The sequence below is a fragment of the Streptosporangium sp. NPDC004379 genome (assembly GCF_042873875.1).
Taxonomy (GTDB): Bacteria; Actinomycetota; Actinomycetes; order Streptosporangiales; family Streptosporangiaceae; genus Streptosporangium.
This window is the reverse complement of record NZ_JBIAMC010000022.1, coordinates 102,128-123,672: the sequence shown is the minus strand read 5'-3', so window position 1 is coordinate 123,672 and position 21,545 is coordinate 102,128. Positions and strand designations below refer to the sequence as shown.

At 74.7% G+C, this 21,545-nt stretch carries 19 protein-coding genes and 3 tRNA genes; 15 read left to right on the top strand and 7 right to left on the bottom strand.

All coding sequences use genetic code 11. The features are described from left to right. Positions 1-180 precede the first annotated feature (180 nt). Genes ACFYSC_RS33485 through ACFYSC_RS33475 form a run of 3 tightly spaced genes read right to left on the bottom strand, consistent with a single transcriptional unit; the run spans position 181 to position 2,970 of the window. Entirely contained in the window at positions 181-1,011 is an 831-nt protein-coding gene (locus ACFYSC_RS33485; protein WP_389969580.1) for an aminotransferase class IV, read from the bottom strand. Further along, a complete protein-coding gene (locus ACFYSC_RS33480; protein ID WP_389969578.1) occupies positions 1,011-2,030 on the bottom strand; it encodes a chorismate-binding protein in 1,020 nt (339 codons plus the stop codon). The genes ACFYSC_RS33485 and ACFYSC_RS33480 overlap by 1 nt, the downstream gene beginning before the upstream one ends. 4 nt (positions 2,031-2,034) lie before the next feature. Beyond that, the gene (locus ACFYSC_RS33475) at positions 2,035-2,970 is read right to left on the bottom strand and encodes a LysR family transcriptional regulator (protein ID WP_389969576.1); all 936 of its coding nucleotides are present in this window, start codon (positions 2,968-2,970) and stop codon (positions 2,035-2,037) included. Positions 2,971-3,028: 58 nt separating this feature from the next. On the opposite strand from ACFYSC_RS33475, the gene ACFYSC_RS33470 reads away from it, so the two are divergent. Continuing rightward, a complete protein-coding gene (locus ACFYSC_RS33470) occupies positions 3,029-4,306 on the top strand; it encodes an NAD(P)-binding domain-containing protein (RefSeq protein WP_389969574.1) in 1,278 nt (425 codons plus the stop codon). 139 nt (positions 4,307-4,445) lie between these two features. Here ACFYSC_RS33470 and hutH read toward each other — a convergent pair whose 3' ends face one another. Next, positions 4,446-5,993 (bottom strand): histidine ammonia-lyase, encoded by a 1,548-nt coding sequence (gene hutH, locus ACFYSC_RS33465; RefSeq protein ID WP_389969572.1) that lies wholly within the window; start codon positions 5,991-5,993, stop codon positions 4,446-4,448. A gap of 238 nt (positions 5,994-6,231) precedes the next feature. Here hutH and ACFYSC_RS33460 point away from each other — a divergent pair. From ACFYSC_RS33460 to ACFYSC_RS33430, 7 genes are all read left to right on the top strand, one after another. Further along, positions 6,232-6,303 (top strand) — tRNA-Gly (locus ACFYSC_RS33460). 26 nt (positions 6,304-6,329) lie between these two features. Next, positions 6,330-6,400, top strand: a tRNA-Cys gene (locus ACFYSC_RS33455). Positions 6,401-6,413: 13 nt separating this feature from the next. Beyond that, positions 6,414-6,485 (top strand) — tRNA-Val (locus tag ACFYSC_RS33450). A 235-nt stretch (positions 6,486-6,720) separates the two neighbouring features. Beyond that, complete coding sequence (locus tag ACFYSC_RS33445; protein WP_389969570.1) at positions 6,721-7,437, top strand: ABC transporter ATP-binding protein; 717 nt, start codon at positions 6,721-6,723, stop codon at positions 7,435-7,437. Continuing rightward, a complete protein-coding gene (locus ACFYSC_RS33440) occupies positions 7,434-8,156 on the top strand; it encodes an ABC transporter permease (RefSeq protein WP_389969568.1) in 723 nt (240 codons plus the stop codon). The genes ACFYSC_RS33445 and ACFYSC_RS33440 overlap by 4 nt, the downstream gene beginning before the upstream one ends. Continuing rightward, positions 8,150-9,403, top strand: coding sequence for a sensor histidine kinase (locus ACFYSC_RS33435; RefSeq protein ID WP_389969566.1), 1,254 nt, complete (start codon positions 8,150-8,152; stop codon positions 9,401-9,403). Before ACFYSC_RS33440 ends, ACFYSC_RS33435 begins: the two co-directional genes overlap by 7 nt. A gap of 3 nt (positions 9,404-9,406) precedes the next feature. Further along, positions 9,407-10,075, top strand: coding sequence for a response regulator (locus ACFYSC_RS33430; protein ID WP_389969564.1), 669 nt, complete (start codon positions 9,407-9,409; stop codon positions 10,073-10,075). A 47-nt stretch (positions 10,076-10,122) separates the two neighbouring features. On the opposite strand, the gene ACFYSC_RS33425 is transcribed toward ACFYSC_RS33430, so the two are convergent. Continuing rightward, a complete protein-coding gene (locus tag ACFYSC_RS33425) occupies positions 10,123-10,725 on the bottom strand; it encodes a CGNR zinc finger domain-containing protein (protein ID WP_389969562.1) in 603 nt (200 codons plus the stop codon). 24 nt (positions 10,726-10,749) lie between these two features. Here ACFYSC_RS33425 and ACFYSC_RS33420 point away from each other — a divergent pair, with 24 nt between their 5' ends. Next, positions 10,750-12,081 (top strand): MFS transporter, encoded by a 1,332-nt coding sequence (locus ACFYSC_RS33420; RefSeq protein ID WP_389969560.1) that lies wholly within the window; start codon positions 10,750-10,752, stop codon positions 12,079-12,081. On the opposite strand, the gene ACFYSC_RS33415 is transcribed toward ACFYSC_RS33420, so the two are convergent. Next, positions 12,001-12,594, bottom strand: a complete 594-nt coding sequence (locus ACFYSC_RS33415) for a TetR/AcrR family transcriptional regulator (RefSeq protein ID WP_389969558.1) — start codon at positions 12,592-12,594, stop codon at positions 12,001-12,003. The two genes, ACFYSC_RS33420 and ACFYSC_RS33415, sit on opposite strands and share 81 nt — an antisense overlap. A gap of 64 nt (positions 12,595-12,658) precedes the next feature. On the opposite strand from ACFYSC_RS33415, the gene ureA reads away from it, so the two are divergent. From ureA to ACFYSC_RS33395, 4 genes are all read left to right on the top strand, one after another. After that, complete coding sequence (ureA, locus tag ACFYSC_RS33410) at positions 12,659-13,417, top strand: urease subunit gamma (RefSeq protein ID WP_389969557.1); 759 nt, start codon at positions 12,659-12,661, stop codon at positions 13,415-13,417. Continuing rightward, positions 13,414-15,063 carry an urease subunit alpha gene (locus tag ACFYSC_RS33405; protein WP_389969555.1) on the top strand — a complete coding sequence of 550 codons (1,650 nt, stop codon included), beginning with the start codon at positions 13,414-13,416 and terminating at the stop codon, positions 15,061-15,063. Before ureA ends, ACFYSC_RS33405 begins: the two co-directional genes overlap by 4 nt. Positions 15,064-15,175: 112 nt before the next feature. After that, a complete protein-coding gene (locus tag ACFYSC_RS33400; RefSeq protein ID WP_362934321.1) occupies positions 15,176-16,165 on the top strand; it encodes an agmatine deiminase family protein in 990 nt (329 codons plus the stop codon). A gap of 334 nt (positions 16,166-16,499) precedes the next feature. Then, a complete protein-coding gene (locus ACFYSC_RS33395; RefSeq protein WP_389969553.1) occupies positions 16,500-18,338 on the top strand; it encodes a tetratricopeptide repeat protein in 1,839 nt (612 codons plus the stop codon). Positions 18,339-18,425: 87 nt separating this feature from the next. On the opposite strand, the gene ACFYSC_RS33390 is transcribed toward ACFYSC_RS33395, so the two are convergent. Beyond that, complete coding sequence (locus ACFYSC_RS33390) at positions 18,426-19,463, bottom strand: phosphotransferase (protein WP_362934071.1); 1,038 nt, start codon at positions 19,461-19,463, stop codon at positions 18,426-18,428. 214 nt (positions 19,464-19,677) lie between these two features. Between ACFYSC_RS33390 and ACFYSC_RS33385 the strand changes: the two genes are divergently transcribed. After that, positions 19,678-20,103, top strand: a complete 426-nt coding sequence (locus ACFYSC_RS33385) for a heme-binding protein (RefSeq protein WP_389969551.1) — start codon at positions 19,678-19,680, stop codon at positions 20,101-20,103. Between the two features lie 304 nt (positions 20,104-20,407). After that, positions 20,408-21,478, top strand: coding sequence for a glycohydrolase toxin TNT-related protein (locus ACFYSC_RS33380; protein ID WP_389969549.1), 1,071 nt, complete (start codon positions 20,408-20,410; stop codon positions 21,476-21,478). The last annotated feature ends 67 nt before the right edge of the window (positions 21,479-21,545 follow it).

The following is a 21,545-nucleotide window of genomic DNA, read 5'->3' as shown; positions in this document are numbered from 1 at the left end:
CCCGGGGGGGCGCCCCCCCGCCCCCCCCCGGCCGGGGGGGCGGGGGGGGGGCCGCCCCCCCCCCCCCCGGCGGGGGCCCCCGCCCCGCCCCCCCCCCCCCGGGGGGGCCCCCCGGCCCGGGGCCGCCCCCGGGGACCGGACGCGTCGCGGCCGGGCCGCAGGAAGCGGCCCGGCGGCGGATCACGGGTCGAGGTCGGCGGCGCCCCGCTCGGCGAAGACCCGCATCGCCTTGGAGGTGATCGGGCCCGGCGCGGCCGGCAGAACGGTCTGGTCGACCGCGCGGATGGGCTGGATGTCGCGGGTGGTGGAGGTCAGGAACGCCTCCTCGGCCTCGTGGAGGGCCGACAGCGGGACGTCCTCCTCGGTGCCGCCGCACCACTCCAGGGTGAGCGCCCGGGTGACCCCGGCCAGGCAGCCGGAGGCCAGGGTGGGGGTGATCAGCCGTCCGTCGCGGACGATGAAGACGTTGCTCCCGGTGCCCTCGCAGAGGTTCCCGGCGAGGTTGGCGAAGATCGCCTCGCCGCCGCCCCGCGCCTTGGCGTAGGAGAGGGCCTTGGCGTTGTCGCCGTAGGAGGTGCTCTTCACCCCGGCGAGCGCGCCGCGCTCGTTGCGCGGCCAGGGCACGACGGTGACGTCGGCGGCGGCCGGGAAGGGCTTCTGCTCGCCGACGATCACCACGGCGGTGCAGCCCTGGTCGCCGCGGTCGGAGCCGAGCGGCCCGGGGCCGCTGGTGTAGGTGACGCGGATCCGGCCGAGCGGCCAGGCGGGGGCCTCGGCGAGGCAGGCCCGCACGCCCTCGGCGATCGCCTCGGTGTCGGGCTCGGGCAGGTCCATGCGCCGCGCGGAGAGCCGGAGCCGGTCGAGATGGCGGGTGAGCGCGAAGGAGACGCCGTTCACGCATTTGATCGTCTCGAACACGCCGTCGCCGACCATCAGCCCGTGGTCGAAGACCGACACCGTGGCGCTGTCCGCCGGAACGAGTTTCCCGTTGACCCATACGGGGGTGTTCATCAGTTTCCTCCTGAACCTGCCGAACCGGATGTGGAGGCGAGCGCGACCAGCCGCGCGGCCTTCAACTCGGTCTCGTGCCATTCGCGTCGTGGATCGCTGCCCCAGGTGATGCCCGCGCCGGTGCCGAAGCGGATCTCGCCGGAGGAGATCCAGAAGGTGCGGATGCCCACGGCCAGCGACGCCCGGTCCCGGTCGGCGTCGACCCAGCCCACAGCACCACAGTAGGGCCCCCGCGGTTCGGGTTCGAGTTCATCGATGACACCGAGCGCGGTGGATTTGGGCGCGCCGGTCACCGAACCGGGCGGGAACGTCGCCGTCAGCAGCTCCGGCCAGCCGTATCCGGGGGCGAGCCGGGCCCGGACCGTGGAGACCAGGTGCACCAGGCCGGGGTGCTCCTCGACCTCGCACAGGGCCGGCACGGTGACCGAGCCGACCTCGGCGACCCGGCCCAGGTCGTTGCGGACCAGGTCGACGATCATCACGTTCTCGGCGCGGTCCTTCTCCAGCAGGTCGTCCGCGGTGGCGCCGGTCCCCTTGATCGGCCTGGACTCGACCGTGTCTCCGTCCCGCGACAGGTAGAGCTCCGGGGAGGCCGACACCACGCTGCGGCCGGGCAGGCACACCGTGGCGGCGTACGGGGCGGGGTTGCCCTCGGCCAGCCGTACGGCCAGCGCCAGCGGGTCCGCGTCCCCGGGCAGCGGCGCGGTCAGCACCCGGCACAGGTTGGCCTGGTAGACGTCGCCGCGCTCGATGCGGGCGCGGATGCGGCGCACCCCCTCCTCGTAGGCGGCCCGGTCGAGGGAGCTGCGCCACGCCGAGGGGGCGGGGCCGCGCCAGGGGCGGCGGGGCGCGGGCAGCGGCGCGCGGCGGACGTCGTCGAACCGCGCGCAGGTAACCTTGCCCTCGTAGTCGAGCACGACGGCCCACCAGCCCTCGCCGTCGAGCGCGGACACGTCGGTGGTGACGTCGCGGAGCCGGGTGGCCAGGAACCCCCCGGCGTGGGCGAACGAGTCGTGCATGCGGCTATTGTCCCGCTGATGCGTGCGGCTGCCGTCCCACCGTCTCCACCGTCTCCGTGAGCAGCCCCACCAGCGCGCGGGCCGCGGGCAGGGGCGTGCGGGGCAGGGCGGTGGAGACCGTCCGGCGCGGGGCGGACCCGCCGAGGGAGCGCAGCACCAGGCCGGCCGGTACGGCGGGCGCGGCCAGGGCCGGCACCAGGGTGACGCCGAGCCCCGCCGCGACGTACCCGAACTTGCCGGTCCACTCGGCGATCCTGACGGTGGCGCGGGGGGCGAAGCCGGCGCGGGCGCACGCCTGGGCGAGCAGGGTCGTCCCGCCGGGCGGCGGCGCCTCGATCCAGGTCTCCTCGCGCAGCTCGCGCAGGTCGACGACCTCCAGCCCGGCCAGCCGGTGCCCGCGGGGCAGCGCGACCAGCAGTTCCTCCTCCACCAGCCCGGTGAGCTCCACGTCCTCGTCGTAGGGCAGTCCGGCCGGGTAGTCGCTGACCACCGCGACGTCCAGCTCCCCCTCGCGCATCCGGCGCAGCAGGCCGCCGCTGGGGCCCTCGACGGGGGTGAGGGCCACGTCGGGGAAGCGGTCGGCGAAGGCGCGCAGCGCGCCGGGGACCAGTGCGACGTTGGCGGTGGCGAACGCGCCGACGCGCAGCGTGCCCCGGTGCCCGCCGTGGATGCCGGCCAGTTCCTCCTCGGCGCGGGCCAGCCGGTTCAGCACCACCCGGGCGTGGTGGTGCAGCGCCTGCCCGGCCGGGGTGAGCCGGACGCCCCGGGCGAGGCGGTCGAACAGCGGGCCGCCCGCCTGCGTCTCCAGGGCGGCGATCCGCCGGGAGACGGCCGACTGGGTGTAGTTGAGCCGGGCCGCGGCCGCGGTGAACGAGCCGGTGGCGGCCACGGCGTCCAGCAGGCGCAGCGCGTCGGTGTCGAACACATTCCTCCTACGCATGGATGACATGAAATGTAGTCGCTGGTGGAATGGCACGCGCGTCCGTACGGTGACACCCATGATTGCTTTCCTCGGTCTGGGGCGCATGGGCGCCCCCATGGCCGGCCGCCTCGTCGCAGCCGGGCACAAGGTCACGGTGTGGAACCGCACCCCCCGCACGCTGGAGGGGGCGGCCGTCGCCGGCTCCCCCGCCGCAGCGGTGGCGGAGGCGGAGCTGGTGGTCACCATGCTCAGTGATCCCGAGGCGGTCCGCGGGGTGCTCACCGAGGCGCTCCCCGGCCTGCGCCCGGGGACCCTGGTGGCGGAGATGTCCACGATCGGGCCGGAGGCGGTGGCCGGGCTCCGCGCGTTGCTCCCCGTGGGGGTGGGCCTGGTGGACGCTCCGGTGCTGGGCAGCGTGGGGCCCGCGCGGGACGGCACACTGACCGTGCTCGCCGGCGGCGCGCCGGAGGACCTGGCGCGCTGCCGTGAGGTGCTGGAGGTGTTCGGCCGGGTCCGGGAGGCCGGTGGGCCGGGCGCGGGGGCCGCGCTCAAGGTGGCGGTGATGAGCGCGCTGGTCCCCGCCCAGGTGCTGCTGGCCGAGACCCTGGCCCGCGCGGAGGCCGGCGGTGTGGACCCCGGCGTGCTGCTGGACGTGCTGGGCGGCACCCCGCTGGGCGGGCTCGTCGAGCGGGTGCGGCCCGCGGCCGAGAACGGCCCCTTCGAAACCCGCTACGCCCTCGGGCTGGCCGCCAAAGACCTGACGCTGGCGTCCCCCGGGACGGGGACGATCACGGCGGCGGCCAGGGACAGGCTGCTGGAGGCGGCCGCGGCGGGGCTGGGCGGCGCCGACCTGACGGCGGTCTTCGGCCACCTGCGGGCGGCCCGCCGTACGGAGGACCGTACGGCGGGCGGCGCGGACATCCTCGATCATGCCGCCGCCGGAGGGGTGAGGCCGAGCAGGGGCGTGGCGAAGGTGAACCCGGCGTCGGTACCGGCCACCAACGGCCGCTACTCGCACGCGACGAAGGCGGCGGGCCTGCTGTTCGTCTCCGGGCAGGTCGCGCTGGACGGAGAGGGACGGGTCGTCGGCGAGGACGACATGACCCGCCAGTCGGAGCACGTGATGGAACTGCTGGCGCGGATCCTCGCCGACCAGGGCTGCACGTTCGACGACGTCACCCACATCCGGACCCATCTGACCGACATGTCGAGGCTGCTGGAGTACGCGGCGGTCCGCGGCCGGTACATCACCGGCGAGCCTCCGGCCAGCACCACCGTGGAGGTGTCGCGGCTGTTCCGGCCGGGGCTGATGATCGAGGTGGAGGTGATCGCCGCCCTGCCCGCGGAGCGGTGACCGGTCCGCGGGGCCACACCGGGTACGGCAGGCCGGGCGGACGCCTCCGGCCGCGCGCGGGGGCGGCGGACCGGGGCGCCCCGGCCGCCTGACGGCTCCGGTGAGCCGGCCGCCGCCCGTCCCGGGGTGACGGCGGGGCTCAGGCCAGGGGGCCGGTGACCGCCTCGGCCGCCGCGACGACCGAGTCGTCGGCCACGAGCCGGACCGTCGACTCGATCTCCGGCGCGAGGAAGCGGTCGGGTCCGGGGCCGGAGACCGCCTGGCGCAGGCAGGCCACCACGGCGGCCGTGGCGGGGGCGGGCCGCAGGGGCGCCCGCATGTCCAGCGCGCGGGCCGCGGTGAGGATCTCCACCGCCAGTACCCGGGTGAGCCCGTCCACCGACCGGCGCAGCTTGCGGGCGGCCGACCAGCCCATGGAGACGTGGTCCTCCTGCATCGCGGAGCTGGGGATGGAGTCCACGCTCGCGGGCACGGCCAGGCGCTTGAGCTCGGAGACGATCGCCGCCTGGGTGTACTGGGCGATCATGTGGCCGGAGTCCACACCGGGGTCGTCGGCCAGGAAGGCCGGCAGGCCGTGGCTGCGGGCGACGTCCAGCATGCGGTCGGTGCGGCGCTCGGAGATGCTCGCCATGTCCGCGGCGGCGATGGCCAGGAAGTCCAGCACGTATCCGACGGGGGCTCCGTGGAAGTTGCCGTTGGACTCCACCCGGCCGTCGGCCAGGACCGCCGGGTTGTCGATCGCCGAGGCCAGTTCCCGGGCGGCGACCGACGCGGCGTGTGCCAGGGTGTCGCGGGCGGCCCCGGCGACCTGCGGGGCGCAGCGCAGGGAGTAGGCGTCCTGGACACGGGTGCAGGTGCCGTCCCGGTGGGAGTCCATGATCTGCGATCCGGCCAGCAGCGCGCGGAGGTTGGCGGCGCTGGCGGCCTGGCCGGGATGCGGGCGCAGGGCCTGCAGGTCGGCGGCGAAGACGCGGTCGGTGCCCAGCAGCGCCTCGATGCTCATGGCCGCGCCGACGTCGGCGACGCGGAACAGCCGGGTGAGGTCGTCCATGGCCAGGATCAGCATGCCGAGCATGCCGTCGGTGCCGTTGACCAGGGCGAGGCCCTCCTTGGCGGCCAGTTCCACCGGCTCGACGCCCGCCTGCTTCAGCGCCTCGGCGGCGTCCGTCAGCCGCCCGGAGGCGTCACGGACGACGCCCTCACCCATGATCGTGAGCGCCACGTGGGAGAGGGGGGCCAGGTCTCCGGAGCAGCCGAGGCTGCCGTACTCGTGGACCACGGGGGTGATGCCGGCGTTGAGGAGGCCCTGGAGCGCCTTGGTGGTCTTCGGGCGCACGCCGGTGTGGCCGGTCGCCAGGGTGCGCAGGCGCAGCAGCATCAGCGCCCGGGTGACCTCGGTCTCCACCTCGGGCCCCGACCCGGCGGCGTGCGAGCGGATCAGGGAGCGCTGGAGCCTGGCGCGCAGCGAGGGCTCGATGTGCCGGGTGGCGAGGGCTCCGAACCCGGTGGAGACCCCGTAGGCCGGGACGGGGCTCTCGGCCAGCTCGTCCACCCGGGTACGGGCCGCGGCCACGGCCGCCACGGCGTCGTCGGTCAGGTGCACCGTCGCCCCGTGCCGGGCCACTTTGACGACGTCGTCGAAGCTCAGCGGCTCGGTCCCGACGTTCACGACCTCGTTGTCGCGCATGGTGTCACTCTCTCGCGGTGGATGGTAACTGGTGTATGTGATGTTAGACCCTTACAAGCGGAGGTGGCCGCCCCGCCATCGTCACCCGGTCCGCCGTCTTCCACCACTCGCCGGAGTGCCTCATTCAGGGAGCCGGAAGGCCCTCTTTCCGGGGCCCCGGCGCGCTCCGGTTTGGGGAGTCGGCCGCCATTCGCTAGAGTTCTACCCGTGAGACCGGGCCTCGGCCCGGAAGTCGCACGCGGAAGTGGCTCAGTGGTAGAGCATCACCTTGCCAAGGTGAGGGTCGCGGGTTCGAATCCCGTCTTCCGCTCGGAAGGGGCCTGCGGGCCCTCACTCGGTGGAGTGGCCGAGAGGCGAGGCAACGGCCTGCAAAGCCGTCTACACGGGTTCAAATCCCGTCTCCACCTCTGGCTTCGACGAGGACGATTAGCTCAGCGGGAGAGCGCTTCCCTGACACGGAAGAGGTCACTGGTTCAATCCCAGTATCGTCCACCCAGGAGAGACCCCAGGCCGGCGGCCTGGGGTCTTCTGTTTTCCGGAGCCGCGACGCACCGCGGACGGGCACACCGCGGCGACCGCACCTCCGCGGAGCACCCACGGCAGGCGCACCGCCTCCGGGCGCACGGTCCCGCCTCCGGCGAGTGCTCCGCCGGCCCGGGTCCGGAGGTCTCCCCCATCAACCGTTCGGTGGATTCCGGGGGCGCCGTCCCTCGGTGACCCTCGGAGCATGACAGTCATCGAGATCGAGGGCCTGAGGAAGAGCTATCGGACCGTCAGGGCGGTGGAGGACGTCTCACTGACGGTGGAGCGCGGCGAGATCTTCGGCGTCGCGGGCCCCAACGGGGCGGGGAAGACCACGGTCGTGGAGTGCGCGTCGGGACTGCGGGACCGGGACGGCGGCACCCTGCGGGTGCTGGGACTGGATCCGCGGACCGATCGCCGTGAGCTGCTGCAACGCGTCGGAGCCCAGCTGCAGGAGGCGGCCCTGCCCGACGCGATCAAGGTCGATGAGGCGCTACGGATGTACGCCTCCTTCTATGACGAGCCCGCCGACTGGCGGACGCTCATGGACGAGTGGGGGCTGACGGCGAAGAGACGCCACGGCTTCGCGAGCCTGTCCGGCGGCTGGAAGCAGCGGCTGTTCATCGCACTGGCCCTGGTCGGCGACCCCGAGGTCGTCTTCCTCGACGAGCTCACCACGGGCCTGGACCCCGCCGCCCGCCGTACGACCTGGGGCCTGATCCGCGCCATGCGCGAACGCGGCGTCACCGTCGTGCTGGTCACCCACTTCATGGACGAGGCCGAGGCGCTGTGCGACCGTCTCGCGGTCATCGACCACGGGCGGGTCATCGCCGCGGGCACCCCGTGCGAGCTGATCGCACAGGGGCGATCCGGCTCGCTGGACGAGGCGTACTTCGCGCTGACCCGAGGGGACGGCGTGTGAAGGGCGCCGGGCACGTCATCGCGGTCGAGCTCAGGCTGATCGCGCGTGACCCGATGTCGGCGTTCTTCGCCCTGGCCTTCCCCGCGATCATGTTGTGGGTCAAGCTGCGCACCGGCCGGCCGCTGCCGGGCGGCCTGCCGGCCGTCGACGCCACGGTGCCGATGCTGAGCGTCTTCGTCATCGGCCTGGCCGCGCTGGTCATCCTCCCCGCCACCCTCGCCGGGTACCGGGAACGCCGGGTGCTGAAGAGGCTGCGTGCCACCCCCGCCTCGCCCACCATGCTGTTCGCCGCCCAGTGGGCCGCCCACATGCTGCTGGCCGCGCTCGGAACGGCGCTGCTGGTCGTCGCCGGCCTGGCCTTCTACGGACTGGCTGCGCCCGCGAACGCGGCGGGCGTCCTGCTGGCGTGGACGCTCGGCGCACTGAGCCTCGGCTCCATCGGCCTCCTCGTCGGCGCGCTCGCCCCCGGCGGCCGCACCGCGACGGTGATCGGACTGAGCCTCTTCTTCCCGATGGGGTTCGTATCCGGCGCCGTCATCCCCCGCGAGACCATGTCCGGTTCGATGCGTGCCATCGGTGACCTGACCCCCATGGCCCCCGCCGTGCGGGCGATCCGTGACGGCTGGGCCGGTGGCGCGACCTCCCCGGTTACCCTGGGCGTCATGGTCGCGATATCGATCGTCGCCGGCGGTGTCGCCCTCCGGGCGTTCCGGTGGTAGCGGCCGACGATCCCACCGTCGCACGGGGGGATCGCGTCTGGATCGCCCTGCCGTACCTGTTCATCCTGCTTCCGGCGGTCTTCGCCCTGCCGCGGGGCTGGAGGCCGGAGGTGCCGTTCCTGGTGCTGCTCGTCGCGGCCTGGCACTGGTTCATGGTCACGTCACGCCCCGGCCGGACCGGACGGCCGGCGGCGGTGATCGTCTATTTCGTCGTGATGCTCGCCGTCATCGGGATGCTGATCAGGATCGACACGCTGTTCACGGTGACGGCCCTGGTGATGTTCGTCCAGTCCTTCACCCTGATCCCGGGGTGGTGGGCGTACGCGGGGGTGGCCGCGACGGCCGGTGTGCTGGTCGTCGCCCGTCCGGGGCATGAACGGACCCCGGGCGAGATGCTCTTCGCCTTCCTCGCCGCGCTGCTGGTCGCCTCCGCGATCGGCCTGGTCGGCCAGGCCGTCCGCCGGCAGAACGAGAACCGCAGGGTGATGATCGCGAGGTTGCGGGAGGCCGGGGCCGAACTGACCGCCCTCGCGGAGGAGAACGCGAGCCTGCAGGCCCGGTTGCTGACCAGCGCCCGTGAGGCCGGCGTGCTCGCGGAGCGGCAGCGGATGGCCAGGGAGATCCACGACACCGTCGCCCAGGGGCTGGCCGCCGTCATCACCCAGCTCGAAGCCGCCGACGCCGTGATCGGTGACGCATCCGCCGTCCGCGCGCGCCTGGACACGGTGCGGACCCTGGCCAGGGAGAGCCTGAACGACGCCCGGCGCTCGGTTCAGGCGTTGCGCCCCGCGCCGCTGGACGAGGCCCAGCTCGTCGCCGCCCTGCACGACGTCGCCGGGAAATGGTCACGGGCCGCCGGCGTTCCCGTGTCCGTGTCGGTCACCGGCGACCCCCGGCCGCTGCATCCGGAAGTGGAGATCACCTTGCTGCGGGTGGCGCAGGAGGCGTTGACCAACGTCGGCAAGCACGCCTCGGCCACCCGGGTCGGCCTCACCCTGTCCTACATGGAGGATGTGGCGGTGCTGGACGTGCGCGACGACGGCTCCGGCTTCGTTCCCGGGGCGACGGACCCCTCGCAGGCGGGCGGCTTCGGCCTCATCGCGATGCGCCAGCGGATCATCCGTCTGGCCGGCGCCTTCGAGGTCGAGACGGCCCCCGGCCAGGGGACGGGGATCTCCGCCACCGTTCCGGCCATCCCCGCGGGCGCGGATCCGGAATCGTCCGGCCGCTCCGGAAAGGCGCGGTGAGACATGCCGATCCGTCTGGTCATCGTCGACGACCACCCGGTCGTCCGTGACGGGCTGCGCGGGATCTTCGCCGGGGACGACGCCTTCGAGGTCGTCGGTGAGGCGGCCGACGGGCCGGAGGCGCTCGTCGTGGCCCTGCGGACCGCCCCCGACGTCGTGCTCCTGGACCTGCGCATGCCGAAGATGAGCGGCGCGGAGGTCATCCGGCGGCTCCGCGAACAGGCGCCCGGCGTCCACGTGCTGGTCCTGACCACCTTCGACGACGACACCGACGTCCTGCCCGCCATCGAGCGGGGCGCCACCGGCTACCTGCTCAAGGACACCCCGCGCGCCGAACTGTGCCGCGCCGTACGGGCGGCGGCCCGGGGCGAGACGGTGCTGTCGGCCACCGTGGCGGGTGTGCTGGCGGACCGGGCGCGCGCGTCCGGCCCGCACGCGACCGGGCCACGGGCGTCCGGACCTCGGGCGCTGAGCCGCCGGGAGCTGGAGGTGCTCGGGCTCGTCGCCCGTGGCGCGACGAACCGCGAGGTCGCCTCGAGACTGTTCGTCACCGAGGCCACGGTGAAGACGCATCTGCTGCACGTCTTCGCCAAACTCGAGGTGAAGGATCGGGCGGCGGCGGTGGCGGCGGCGTACGAGACCGGCCTGCTCAGGCCGGGTGCCGCGGACTGAGCAATGGCCTGAGCCGGCGCCGTGACCGCAGGGGGCCGCCTCCCCGCTCAGCCGTTAGACGGCCTCTCCGGCAGACGGGCCTGCGCCCCGTGCGGCCCGCCGGGGGCGGCCGGCGGTACGGCGCGGCGGGTGCGGTGCCCGGCGACCCGGGCCCTGGTGGCGCAGCGGGAGGAGCAGAAGCGCCGGGGGCTGCCCGGGGAGGAGTCGGCGAAGGGGCGGTCGCATCCCGGCGCGGCGCAGATGCCTCCGGGCATCCGCCGGTGCTCGGTGAGCAGCATGGCCAGGGCCATGGCGGAGGAGACCAGGAACCACTCGGCCCAGGGGGCGTCGTCCTCGCCGTCGGCGTGCAGGTGCCAGTCGGCGGTGCCGTCGTGGGTGGTCAGCCGGGGCGGCCGGGCGGACTCGGCGAGGATCCGGTTGAGCAGCCCGGCGGCCTCGTCGAGGTCGGCGGCGGCGAAGACCTCGCGCAGCCGGGCCGCCGCCTCCCGCATGGCGGCGACGTCGCCGGCGGTGAGGCCGAGGTCGCCACCCGGGCCGCGCTCGCCGTACGCGCGGAGCACCTCGCTCACGTTCTCGACGGCCGGGGTGTCCAGCAGCACCGCGACCAGGTCTGCCGCGCGGTCGGCCGTGTTCCTCGTGGATCTGAGCACGCCCCCTAGTGTAACGTCTTATGAATGAGAAGCCGTTACAGACTCGCCGGATATCTGGCGGGCACCGTCGCGGCCCGGACCGGCGACGACACGTCGGGGCCCGCGTTGCTGCTCCTGGGGCTCTCCGCGACCGGGTCGGTGACCGTCGCCTCGTCGCTGCTCGCCGGGCTGACGATCTCCTCGGCGGTGGGCGGCCCGGTCTTCGGCGCCCTGCTGGACCGCTCCCCGCGGCCGGGCCGCATGCTGGCGGGGGCGCTGGCGGCCTACGCCGCCGGGCTCCTGGTCATCCTGCTGGCCCTGGGGCATGTCCCGACACCGGCGCTGGTCGGCGTCGCGGTGCTCGCCGGGGTGCTGGGGCCCGCGCTGACCGGCGGCTGGACGGCCCAGCTGCCGCTGGTCGCCGGGGATGACGACCTGCGGCGGGGCAGCGCGCTGGACGGCCTGACGTACAACGTGGCGAGCCTGGGCGGGCCCGCGCTGGCCGGGGCGCTGGCCACGGCGGCCGGGGCGCCGGCGGCGGTCGCGGTGTCGATCGGGCTGGTGCTGCTGGCCGTACCGGCGGCCTGGACGCTCCCGGCCCGCTCCCCCGCGCGGGAGGACGCGGCGCGGAGAGAGGCCGCGCGGGAGGACGCGGCGCGGGAGGGCTCGAAGGGGGCGCCTGAGGCCGGGGACGCGGGTGCGGCGGGCGCGGCGCGCGAGCCGCTGTGGCGTGACATGGCCGCGGGGCTGTCGGCGATCACCCGGCACCCCCGGCTGCGGCGGGCCACCCTCACCACGACGGTGTCCTTCGCCGGGGCGGGCGTCCTGACGGTCTGCGCGCCGCTGCTCGGCGCCCGGCTCACCGGGGAGGACGGCTACGGCACGCTGCTGCTGTCCGCGCTGGCGGCGAGCGCGCTGGTGGCCAACATGGTCCTGGCCCGCCGCCCGCCCGCCGTGCCGGACCGGGTCATCCTGCTGGGCACGCTGCCGATCGCCGCGGGCTCGGTGCTGGCCGCCGTGGCCGGCTCCCCGGCGACGGCGGTGGTCGCCGCGGTGCTGGCCGGTCTCGGTCAGGGGCCGCAGCTCATCGCGGTGCTCGTGGTACGGCACCGCGACGCGCCCGAGCGGCTGCGCGGGCAGGTCTTCACCACGGCGGCGAGCCTGAAGATCAGCGCCTTCGCGGTCGGCTCGGCGGTCGCCGGGCCGCTGGCCGAGCACTCGGTGCCGGCGGCCCTGCTGACCGGGGCCGGGGTGCAACTCCTGGCCGCCCTGGTCTACCTGGTGTCCGGGCCGCGCTCAGGGCAGCAGCTCCCGGGAGATCGCCCGCATGGCCTGCTCGTGCGCCCATCCGGCGTCGCGGCCGGGCAGCCCGAGTAACACGTCGCCCGCGAGGCTGTCCATGATCCGGCAGATCCGCCCGGCGAAGTCCTCCGGGTCGTCCAGCGGGCGGAACACCCCCTCCCCCGCCCCCCGGACCGCGAGGGCGGCCAGTTCGCGGACCCAGGTGCCGGTGAAGGAGGCGATCCGGGTCAGCGTCTCCTCGTCCCGGGGCGGCTGGGCGACGATCTGGGCCCACAGCCGCCAGCGGACGTCGCCCGCGCCGCCGGGGAGGTACAGCTCCACCAGCCGCCGGACCGCCTCGACCGGGTCGGCGACGGCCGTGAGCTCGGCCGTGCGGCGCTCGGCCAGCTCGTCCTCGCTGAGCAGGAGGGTCGAGACGATCAGCCGGTCGCGCCTGCCGAAGTAGTACATGACGTGGCCGCTGCTCATGCCGGCCCGCTCGGCGATGTCGCGGACCCGCAGCCGCTCCGGCCCCACCTCGTCGATCGCCTGCAGCGCCGCCCGGAGCACGTGGGCTCGCACGTCGGGGCGCGCCGGCTTCGCAGTCATGGCTCATCACCGTACCTGTTTAGAATGCCGTTCTAAGTTTGAAATCCGTTCTAAGGGAGATCGCGTGCGGCTGACACCGACGGAACGCGACCGGCTCCTGCTGTTCACCGCGGCGGAGCTGGCGCGGGCGAGGAAGGCCAGGGGCCTGCGGCTCAACGTGCCCGAGGCCACCGCGCTGGTCGCCGACGCGGTCTGCGAGGCCGCCCGCGACGGCGCCCGGCTGGCCGAGGCCGTCGCGGCGGGCCGCGCCGTGCTGGGCCCGGACGACGTGCTGCCCGGGGTGGCCGACGTCGTCACCGAGGTGATGGTCGAGGCGGTCTTCGACGACGGCACCCGGCTGGCCGTGGTGACGGACCCGTTCGGCGGCGGCTCCCTCGGGGACGCCGCCCCCGGCGCGGTCATCGAGGCGCCCCGGGAGGCGCCGGCGGAGGAGGACGCCGTCGAGGTCGAGGTGGTCAACACCGCGACCGTGCCGATCAGCGTCACCTCGCACTTCCACTTCTTCGAGGTGAACCCGCGGCTGCGGTTCGACCGGGCGGCGGCCTACGGGCGGCGCCTGGCCGTCCCCGCGGGCTCGACCGTGCGCTTCGACCCGGGCGAGGGCCGTACGGTCCGGCTGACGCCCATCGGCGGCGCGCGGGTGGCGATCGGGTTCGCCGGGCTGGTGGACGGGCCGCTGGACGCGCCCGGCGCCTTCGAGCGGGCCATGGACAAGGCGCGGGCCTGCGGGTATCTCGGCGGCGAGGAGACGGGCGGGGCCGGCGGCCCCGCACACCCCCGGCCGGCCGGACCGGCGGGAACGGGCGAGGGGGGCGGCAGGTGAGCGTGTACGGCCCGCGCAGGGGCGACCGGGTCAGGCTGGGCGACTCCGGCCTGGTGGTGGAGGTCGAGCACGACGCCCACCGGCCGGGGGACGAGTTCATCGCCGGATTCGCCAAGACCGCGCGCGACGGGCTGCACCTGAAGGCCGCCTCGGTCCGCGACACCTGCGACCTGGTGATCAGCAACGTCCTGATCCTGGACCCGTTCCTGGGCGTGCGGACCGCCTCGATCGGCGTCCGGGAGGGGCGGATCCACGCGATCGGCCGGGCCGGCAACCCCGACACCCTCGACGGCGTGGACGTGGTGGTCGGCACCGGCACCGCGATCGTGTCCGGCGAGGGGCTGATCGCCACGGCCGGGGCGATCGACACCCACGTGCACCTGCTCAGCCCGCGCATCATGGAGGCGTCCCTGGCCTCCGGCGTCACCACGATCATCGGCCAGGAGTTCGGGCCGGTCTGGGGCGTCGGGGTGAACTCGCCGTGGGCGCTGCGCCACGCGTTCAACGCCTTCGACGCCTGGCCGGTGAACATCGGGTTCCTGGCGCGCGGCTCGTCCTCCGGCGCGGCCCCGCTGGTGGAGGCCCTCGCCGAGGGCGGCGCGAGCGGATTCAAGGTGCACGAGGACATGGGGGCGCACACCCGGGCGCTGGACACCGCGCTGCGGGTCGCCGAGGAGCACGACGTGCAGGTGGCCCTGCACACCGACGGCCTGAACGAGTGCCTGTCGGTGGAGGACACCCTGGCCGTGCTCGACGGGCGCACGATCCACGCCTTCCACATCGAGGGCTGCGGCGGCGGCCACGTGCCGAACGTGCTGCGGCTGGCCGGCGTTCCCAACGTCATCGGCTCCTCCACCAACCCGACGCTGCCCTTCGGCCGCGACGCGGTCGCCGAGCACCACGGGATGATCGTCTCGGTGCACGGCCTGCGGCCCGAGCTGCCGGGGGACGCCGCGCTGGCCAGGGACCGGATCCGGGCCGGCACGATGGGGGCCGAGGACGTGCTGCACGACCTCGGGGTCATCGGCATCACCTCCTCCGACGCCCAGGGCATGGGCCGGGCGGGCGAGACGGTGCGCCGGACGTTCGCCATGGCGGGGAAGATGAAGGCCGAGCTGGGCGCCCCGGAGCGGCACGACAACGAACGGGTGCTGCGCTACCTCGCCAAGCTGACGATCAACCCGGCCATCGCGCACGGCCTGGCGCACGAGGTCGGCTCGCTGGAGCCGGGCAAGCTGGCCGACATCGTGCTGTGGCGGCCGGACCACTTCGGCGCCAAGCCGCAGCTCGTGCTGAAGGCCGGCTTCCCCGCCTACGGCGTCACCGGCGACCCGAACGCCTCCACCGACATCTGTGAGCCGCTGGTGCTGGGCCCGCAGTTCGGTGCGCACGGCGCGACCGCCGCCGACCTGTCGGTGGCGTTCGTCAGCCGGGCCGCGGTCGAGTCCGGCGACGACCGCATGACCACCCGCCGCCGCCGGGTCGCCGTGCGCGGCACCCGCGGCATCGGCCCCGCCGACCTGGTGCGCAACGCGCGCCTGGGCGAGGTGCGGGTGGACGCGGCCGGCCTGGTCACCCTCGACGGCGACCCGGTGCGCTCGGAACCCGCCGAGTCGGTCTCGCTGAGCCGCCTGTACTTCCTCTGACCGCCCCGGCCCTCCCGTCCCGTCCCGTCCCGTCCGGGAGGGTCCGGGAGGGTCCGGACACGCGATCCCACGCCCCCCTCCCCGCCCTGGAAGGAGCCCCACGTTGTTCTTCATGCCGCCGGAGTGGCACCCGCACGAGCGCACCTGGATGTCCTGGCCGGTCCCCGGCTACACCCTCGACGCCGGACCTGAGGCCGCGCACCGCGCCTGGTCCGCCGTGGCCAACACGATCGTCCGCTACGAGCCCGTCACGATGGTCGTCGATCCCGGCGAGCGGGACTCCGCCGCCCGGTGGCTGGCGCCGGAGGTCGAGGTGATGGAACAGCCGCTGGACGACTGCTGGATGCGCGACAACGGCCCGACCTTCCTGGTGGACGGCGCCGGCGGCCTGGCCGGGGTCGACTGGACGTTCAACGGCTGGGGATGGCACGCCCACGCCAAGGACGACCTGGTGGCGGCGGCCGTACTGGAGCGGGTGGGCGCGCGGCGGTTCCGCTCGGAGATGGTCAACGAGGGCGGCGGCATCCACGTCGACGGGGAGGGCACGGTCATCGTCACCGAGACCGTCCAGCTCGACGAGAGGCGCAACCCCGGCTGGACCAGGGAGCGGGTGGAGGCCGAGCTGCGCGACCGGATCGGCGCGCGGAAGGTGATCTGGCTGCCGCGCGGCCTGACCGCCGACTACGGCCGGTACGGCACCGGCGGGCACGTGGACCTGCTGGCCTGCTTCGCCCGGCCCGGCCTGGTGCTCTGCCACGTCCAGCCCGACCCGGACCACCCCGACCACGAGGTGACCCGGGAGAACCTGCGGGTCCTGCGGTCGGCGACCGACGCCCGGGGCCGGGCGCTGGAGGTCGTCGAGCTGCCCGCCCCGGAGACCCGCGAGGTGGACGGCGAGCCGGTCGACTACTCCTACATCAACCACTACCTGGCCAACGGCCTGGCGCTGCTGTGCTCGTTCGGCGATCCGCGCGACGCCGCGGCGGCGGAGGTGTTCGCCCGGCTCTTCCCCGGGCGCGCCATCGAGACCGTGGACGCCCGGCCCATCTTCGCCCTCGGCGGCGGGATCCACTGCATCACCCAGCAGCAGCCGCGCCCGTGAGCCGTGGAACCTTCCAGGGGCCTTTTGTCCAGTGAGTGTCCTGATCCGGCCACCATAAGAAAAAGATCTTGTCAGCCTCGGTGATCAGTGCGAATACTTGCGGTTTGTTCTTGGTATCGAGGAAGGCCCCGCGCAATGAAACTCATCATTGTTCACAAGCCCGGCACAGTGGCGCTGACGGGGGCCGCGAGCCCCAAGCACGTAGGCTGACGCCGGAAAAATCCGAAAAAACGTGGAACCGGCGCCCAGAGACGGGTGCCGGTTCCCGAAGAACGCGCAGAGGAGAACGGTGAGCCGGGGACAGTCACCGCCGGAGAACACGCCCCTTCCGCCATTGCTCCTGCCCCCCGTCGACGCCGACCGGCGCCTGCGCGGGCCGTACACCGCCGGGGGCGCGATCGTCGCCGCGCTGGTGCCCGCCGCCCGGCCGGAGCTGGTCGCCCGCTACGACATCGAGCTGCGGGCCATGGCGCCCGACATGGGCGAGCTGATCCCGGAGAGGCGCCGGTCGCTCGCCGCCCACCTGCCGCGGGCCGAGCGGATCCTGGTCCACGCCCCCCGGCGCACGCTGCGGCTGGCCAACGGGTTCGCCGAGTTCGTCCGCGAGCACCTGGCGGAGACCGGGCCGCGCACGCTGGTGGTGGAGAACGTCCACCTGGCCGACCCCACCGATCGGGAGCTGCTGGCGGTGCTGCGGCGGCGGATCGACCCGGGATCGCTGACCGTCATGACCGGCGAGCCCCCCGGACCCGCGGAGCCGACCGGGCCCGGGGATCCCAGGGATCCCGGGGATCCCTGGAAGGCCCTCACCCCCGCCGAGCACGACGCCATCGCCGACGAGCTGGAGCGGGAGGGCACCGTCGGCGCCCGCCTCGGCGCGATCCCCTACCACCGCGAGCGCGGCGCCGACCCGCGCCGGGCGGTGGAGGCGCTGCGGTTCGCGGTCCGATGGTGCCTGGACGCCGGCTGCCACGACGCGGTGGCCGAACTGGGAACCCGCGCGCTGGCGCTGACCGACCCGGCCGCCGAGCCGGAGGTCTGGTGGCGCTTCCTGCACAGCACCGCGACCGCGCTCGGCGCGCTGAACCGCGAGGAGGAGGCCGAGGCCCTGTTCGACCGGGCCAGACGTGAGAGCGTCTCCCCCGCCGTCCACGCCGCCGCCGCCTACTCCACCGCGATGCTGAAGGTCCGCCACCACGACCCGGCGCGCCGCGACCCGGAGGCCGCGCTGGCCTGGGTCAACCAGGCGATCGCCATCTCCACGCTGCTGCCCGACCCGCGCGAGCGGGCTTTCAAGCTCGGCTTCGACCTCAACGGCAGGGCCCTGGTGGAGGTACGGCTCGGCCGCCCGGCCAGGGCCCTGGAGCTGGTCCAGGAGGCCGTCGAACTGGCCGGGCGCGACCTGGGGCCGGACGAGCACCCGATCCACCGGCTGGTGCTGCTGGCCAACCGGGCGCAGCTCGCCGTGATGCTGGGCCGCCCGGAGGAGGCGCTCAGGGACCTCGACGCGGTGATCGCGGCCGACCCCGGCTACCCCGACTACTACATCGACCGGGGCAACCTGCTGCACCGGCTGGGCCGGGAGGAGGAGGCGGTCGCCGACTACGAGACGGCGATGCGGGCCGGCCCGCCGTTCCCCGAGCCCTACTACAACCGGGCCGAGATCCGCTTCGCCGCCGGCGACCACCGCGGCGCCCTCGACGATCTGGACCACGCGCTGGAGCTGGACCCGGGGTTCGTGGACGCGCTGGCCAACCGGGCCGGGCTGCTGGCCGCGCTCGGCGAGTACGGCGGGGCCCGCGCCGATATCGAGGCCGGGCTCGCGATCGATCCGGGCAACCCGTACCTGCTGTGCGCGCTGGGGCAGGTCGAGGCGGCCGGGGGACGGCCGGACCGGGCGCGGGCCGCGTTCGACGGCGCCCTGGAGCGGGCGCCGTCGCTGGCGGCGGCGTGGGCCGGGCGGGGGGCTCTGGCGTTCGAGACCGGCGACCCCGCGGGCGCGATCGCCGACTTCACCCGCGCGCTGGAGTCGGGGGACGACCCCGCGCTGCTGTACAACCGGGCGATGGCGCTGCGCGCCGCGGGCCGTGCCGGGGAGGCGTCCGCCGACCTGCGGCGCGCCCTCGAACTGGCGCCGGACGACGAGGACGTCCGCCGGGAGCTGGAGGACTGACGGCCCGGCAGGGGCCACACCGTCATGGAGCGGCCCGCCACGGACCGGCCCGCCACGGTGGGGCCGGGCCGTGACGGCCCGCGGCGGTCAGGCGAGCGTGCCGCCGAGGTAGCGTTCGGCCAGCTCGCAGGTCCCCCGGGTGTAGCCCGCACCCAGTTCGGCGGCGATGTCCACGCCGGAGTGGGTGCCGATCCAGGCGACCAGCAGCAGGCGGCGGAACATGACGAAGGTCCAGGCCTCCGCCTCGTCCTCGGCCGGCAGGCGCAGCACGTCCCGGTAGCCGCGCAGCCAGGAGGCGATCATCTCGGGGACCAGCGGGTCGTGCTCAATGAAGCTCAGCGCGGCGGCCAGGTCGTACAGGTACCAGCCGAAGCCGCAGTCGTCGAAGTCGATGACGCTGGGCGGCCCGTCGCCGGTCACCAGCAGGTTGGCCAGGCGCAGGTCGGCGTGGATCAGGCCGTAGCGGTCCGGGCCCCGGCCGAACCGGCGCAGCCTGCGGCGCAGCTCCGCGTCGAGCCGCCCCAGCACGGCGCGCGCCTCGGCGTCCACGCCGGGGCCGTCCTGCCAGCGGCCCCAGCGCGACCCGGCGCCCAGCGCGGCGGCGTGGTCCCAGTGGAAGCGGGTGAAGCCCGCCGGGCGCCGCCAGGCGCGCGCGTGCCGGTGCATCCGCGCGGTGACCGCGCCGAGCCGCCCGAACCCGGCCACCAGGCGGTCCCGCGGCGGCTCGGCGCCGGGCAGGAACTCGAACCGCACGCAGGCGCGGGGCGGCGCGCCGGGGACGGTCAGCACCCGGGAGCCGTCGGGGGCGGGCAGCACCCGGGGGGTGCGGACCCCCGCCTCCTCGCGGAGCGCCTCCAGCCAGGCCAGCTCGGAGCGGATCGCCGCGACGGAGTGGTAGCCGGATCGGTGCACCCGCAGGATCGACCGCTCCCCGGTGTCCGGGTCGTCCAGCCGGAAGGTGGCGTTCTCCGACACGTTGATCAGCGTGACCCCGGCGCGGGGCATCCCGTGGAGCCGCGCCGCCTCGCGGGCGGCCCGGTGCGCGGCGGCCAGCGCACCGTCGCCGGCCGACAGGTCGTGGACCCGCTCCGGCCGGTCCGGGTACGGCGGGCGGCCGTCGTGCATGGATCCTCCGTAGGTCCTGTTCTGTGGATCTTTCGCCTACCGCGGTCGCCCAGGCGGCCCCTCGCCACGGCGAAGATCCACGAAACAGGACCTGGCGGTGCGCGGGAGCCGCGCTGCGAAGGCTTCGGATCCCGTATGGGATCTTGCACCGCCGGGCGGTGGCGGATACAAACCGAATTGTCCCGCAAAAGGGTGCCACGGCCGAAGGAGCCCGGTGAACATCGAACTCGCGCTGCGGATGTGTGAGGCGTCGGTTCGGCAGGCGGGGCGTGAGGGCGCCCTCGTCTCGGTGGCCGTGGTGGACGCGGGCGGCCACCTGGTGGCCTTCCAGCGCATGGACGGGGCGGAGATCGCCGGGGTGACGCTGGCCCCGGGCAAGGCGTACACCGCGGTGGCCCACCGGATGACCACCGCCGACCTGGCCCGCCTGGTCCGGCCCGGCGGGGAGCTGTACGGCCTCCCCGGGGACAGGTACGTCTGCTTCGGCGGCGGCGTGCCGCTGCGCCACCCCGGCGAGGAGCGGCGGGTGGCCGGGGCGGTCGGCGTCAGCGGAGGCACCGTCGCCCAGGACGTGGCGTGCGCCGAGGCCGCCGCCGCGCTCTGGGAGGACACCCCCCTGTTCCGAAAAAGGGATATATAGCCATTAATAGCTTCCAGGGCTTTTTAGGAAACTGATTAGCGATACAAGCGGAAGCCCTTTATGTCGTCCTACTTTTGTCATTAGATTAACTCTCACGCACTGCCCCTGACGAATAGCCGGGTAAGCCCCGGATCGGCCGTCCGTCCGGAACGGACGGCGGCGGGCGCAGAGGCCGCCGCCTCCGGACGGCCCGGCCCGGGAAAATTCACGGGAGAACGGCCGTATTCCGCGCGCCTTCCCCGCTCATCCGCTGATGCGGCGCGAAGCCGCCATTCAGCCATGCGCTAATTCCTCGGGAGGAATCGTGCGGTACTCACCACGACGCGCGCTGCTGGCAGCCGCCCTGAGCACCATGGGCGCCTTCGCCACGGTGTCCGGCGCCGCCGCGGCGGCACAGGACGACACCCGTTCCGGCGCCGCTCCCGCGCCCGGCGGGGCGTACTGTCTGCCCGCGACCGGCCGGCCGGCGCCGGCGGGCGGGACGGCCGCTTCGGCCCCCGGCGTCCCGTGCGCGGACCCGGTCGCGGCTCCGCGCTCCGGACCGGCCACGGACACCATGTCCCCGGCCTCGGTCCCGGCCGTCCCGCCCGCCGCCCCGGCCGGGGCGGCCGCGCCGCGGGCGGACCGGGCTCCGGTGACCGTGCCGGCGCCGCGGACGGACGCCGTCCAGGCCCCACCGGCCGTCGCCGGCGCGAACGCCGCCGGCACCGGCACCTGGCCCGTACCGCCGCCCCACACCAGGCCCGGCGTCAGGCCCGGACCGCCGCCCGGACCACCGCCGGGCCCGCAGCCGCGACAGCTCTGTGGCCCGCCGTACATCGCCGACAAGCCGGAACTGGGGCCGGTGTACCTGCCCAGGAGAGGGCTGCTCGGCAGCATCCTGCGCGGCTACACCCCGCTGGGCGGGCTGCCGCCGTGGAAGTTCCTCTACCGCTACCAGGACGAGACGACCGGGTTCTACCGCTACCCACCGTACTTCGGCTTCGCCACCTCCGGCGGCTGGCCCAACGGCAGGCCGCTGGTCACGACCGTGACGCTGCCCGTGGGCCGGAAGCTCGACCGCTTCGGCGGCGAGGGCGGCTCGTTCCTCGCGCCCTTCGGCGGCTCCTACGTCGGGCGCGCGCTGCCCCCGAGCAACCTCAACACCTTCCCGGCGGCGCCGGAGTACCCGTGCAGCTACCACGCCTACCAGGTGCTGAAGGCGTTCCGGGTGGACGCGGGCCCGGCGGCCCCGGCGTTCCAGCTGCGGGGCGGGGGGATCCAGTACCACCTGCTCAGCAAGTACATCCCCGAGGCGCCGCAGGACCCTGCGGAGCTGCCGGTGAGCTGGCTGGTCGCCAACGGCTACCTGGAGCGGATCTACGTGCCGGCGTGACCCGGGGCCGCGAAACCGGATGAGACGGCGCGGCCGGACCGGGTGAGACCGGTCATGCGGGGCCGGA

Coding starts and splice junctions, on each gene's coding strand:
- ACFYSC_RS33485 (WP_389969580.1), bottom strand. CDS start 1,011: ATGAACACCCCCGTATGGGTCAACGGGAAACTCGTTCCGGCGGACAGC.
- ACFYSC_RS33480 (WP_389969578.1), bottom strand. CDS start 2,030: ATGCACGACTCGTTCGCCCACGCCGGGGGGTTCCTGGCCACCCGGCTC.
- ACFYSC_RS33475 (WP_389969576.1), bottom strand. CDS start 2,970: ATGCGTAGGAGGAATGTGTTCGACACCGACGCGCTGCGCCTGCTGGAC.
- ACFYSC_RS33470 (WP_389969574.1), top strand. CDS start 3,029: ATGATTGCTTTCCTCGGTCTGGGGCGCATGGGCGCCCCCATGGCCGGC.
- hutH (WP_389969572.1), bottom strand. CDS start 5,993: ATGCGCGACAACGAGGTCGTGAACGTCGGGACCGAGCCGCTGAGCTTC.
- ACFYSC_RS33445 (WP_389969570.1), top strand. CDS start 6,721: ATGACAGTCATCGAGATCGAGGGCCTGAGGAAGAGCTATCGGACCGTC.
- ACFYSC_RS33430 (WP_389969564.1), top strand. CDS start 9,407: ATGCCGATCCGTCTGGTCATCGTCGACGACCACCCGGTCGTCCGTGAC.
- ACFYSC_RS33420 (WP_389969560.1), top strand. CDS start 10,750: ATGAGAAGCCGTTACAGACTCGCCGGATATCTGGCGGGCACCGTCGCG.
- ACFYSC_RS33415 (WP_389969558.1), bottom strand. CDS start 12,594: ATGACTGCGAAGCCGGCGCGCCCCGACGTGCGAGCCCACGTGCTCCGG.
- ACFYSC_RS33400 (WP_362934321.1), top strand. CDS start 15,176: ATGCCGCCGGAGTGGCACCCGCACGAGCGCACCTGGATGTCCTGGCCG.
- ACFYSC_RS33390 (WP_362934071.1), bottom strand. CDS start 19,463: ATGCACGACGGCCGCCCGCCGTACCCGGACCGGCCGGAGCGGGTCCAC.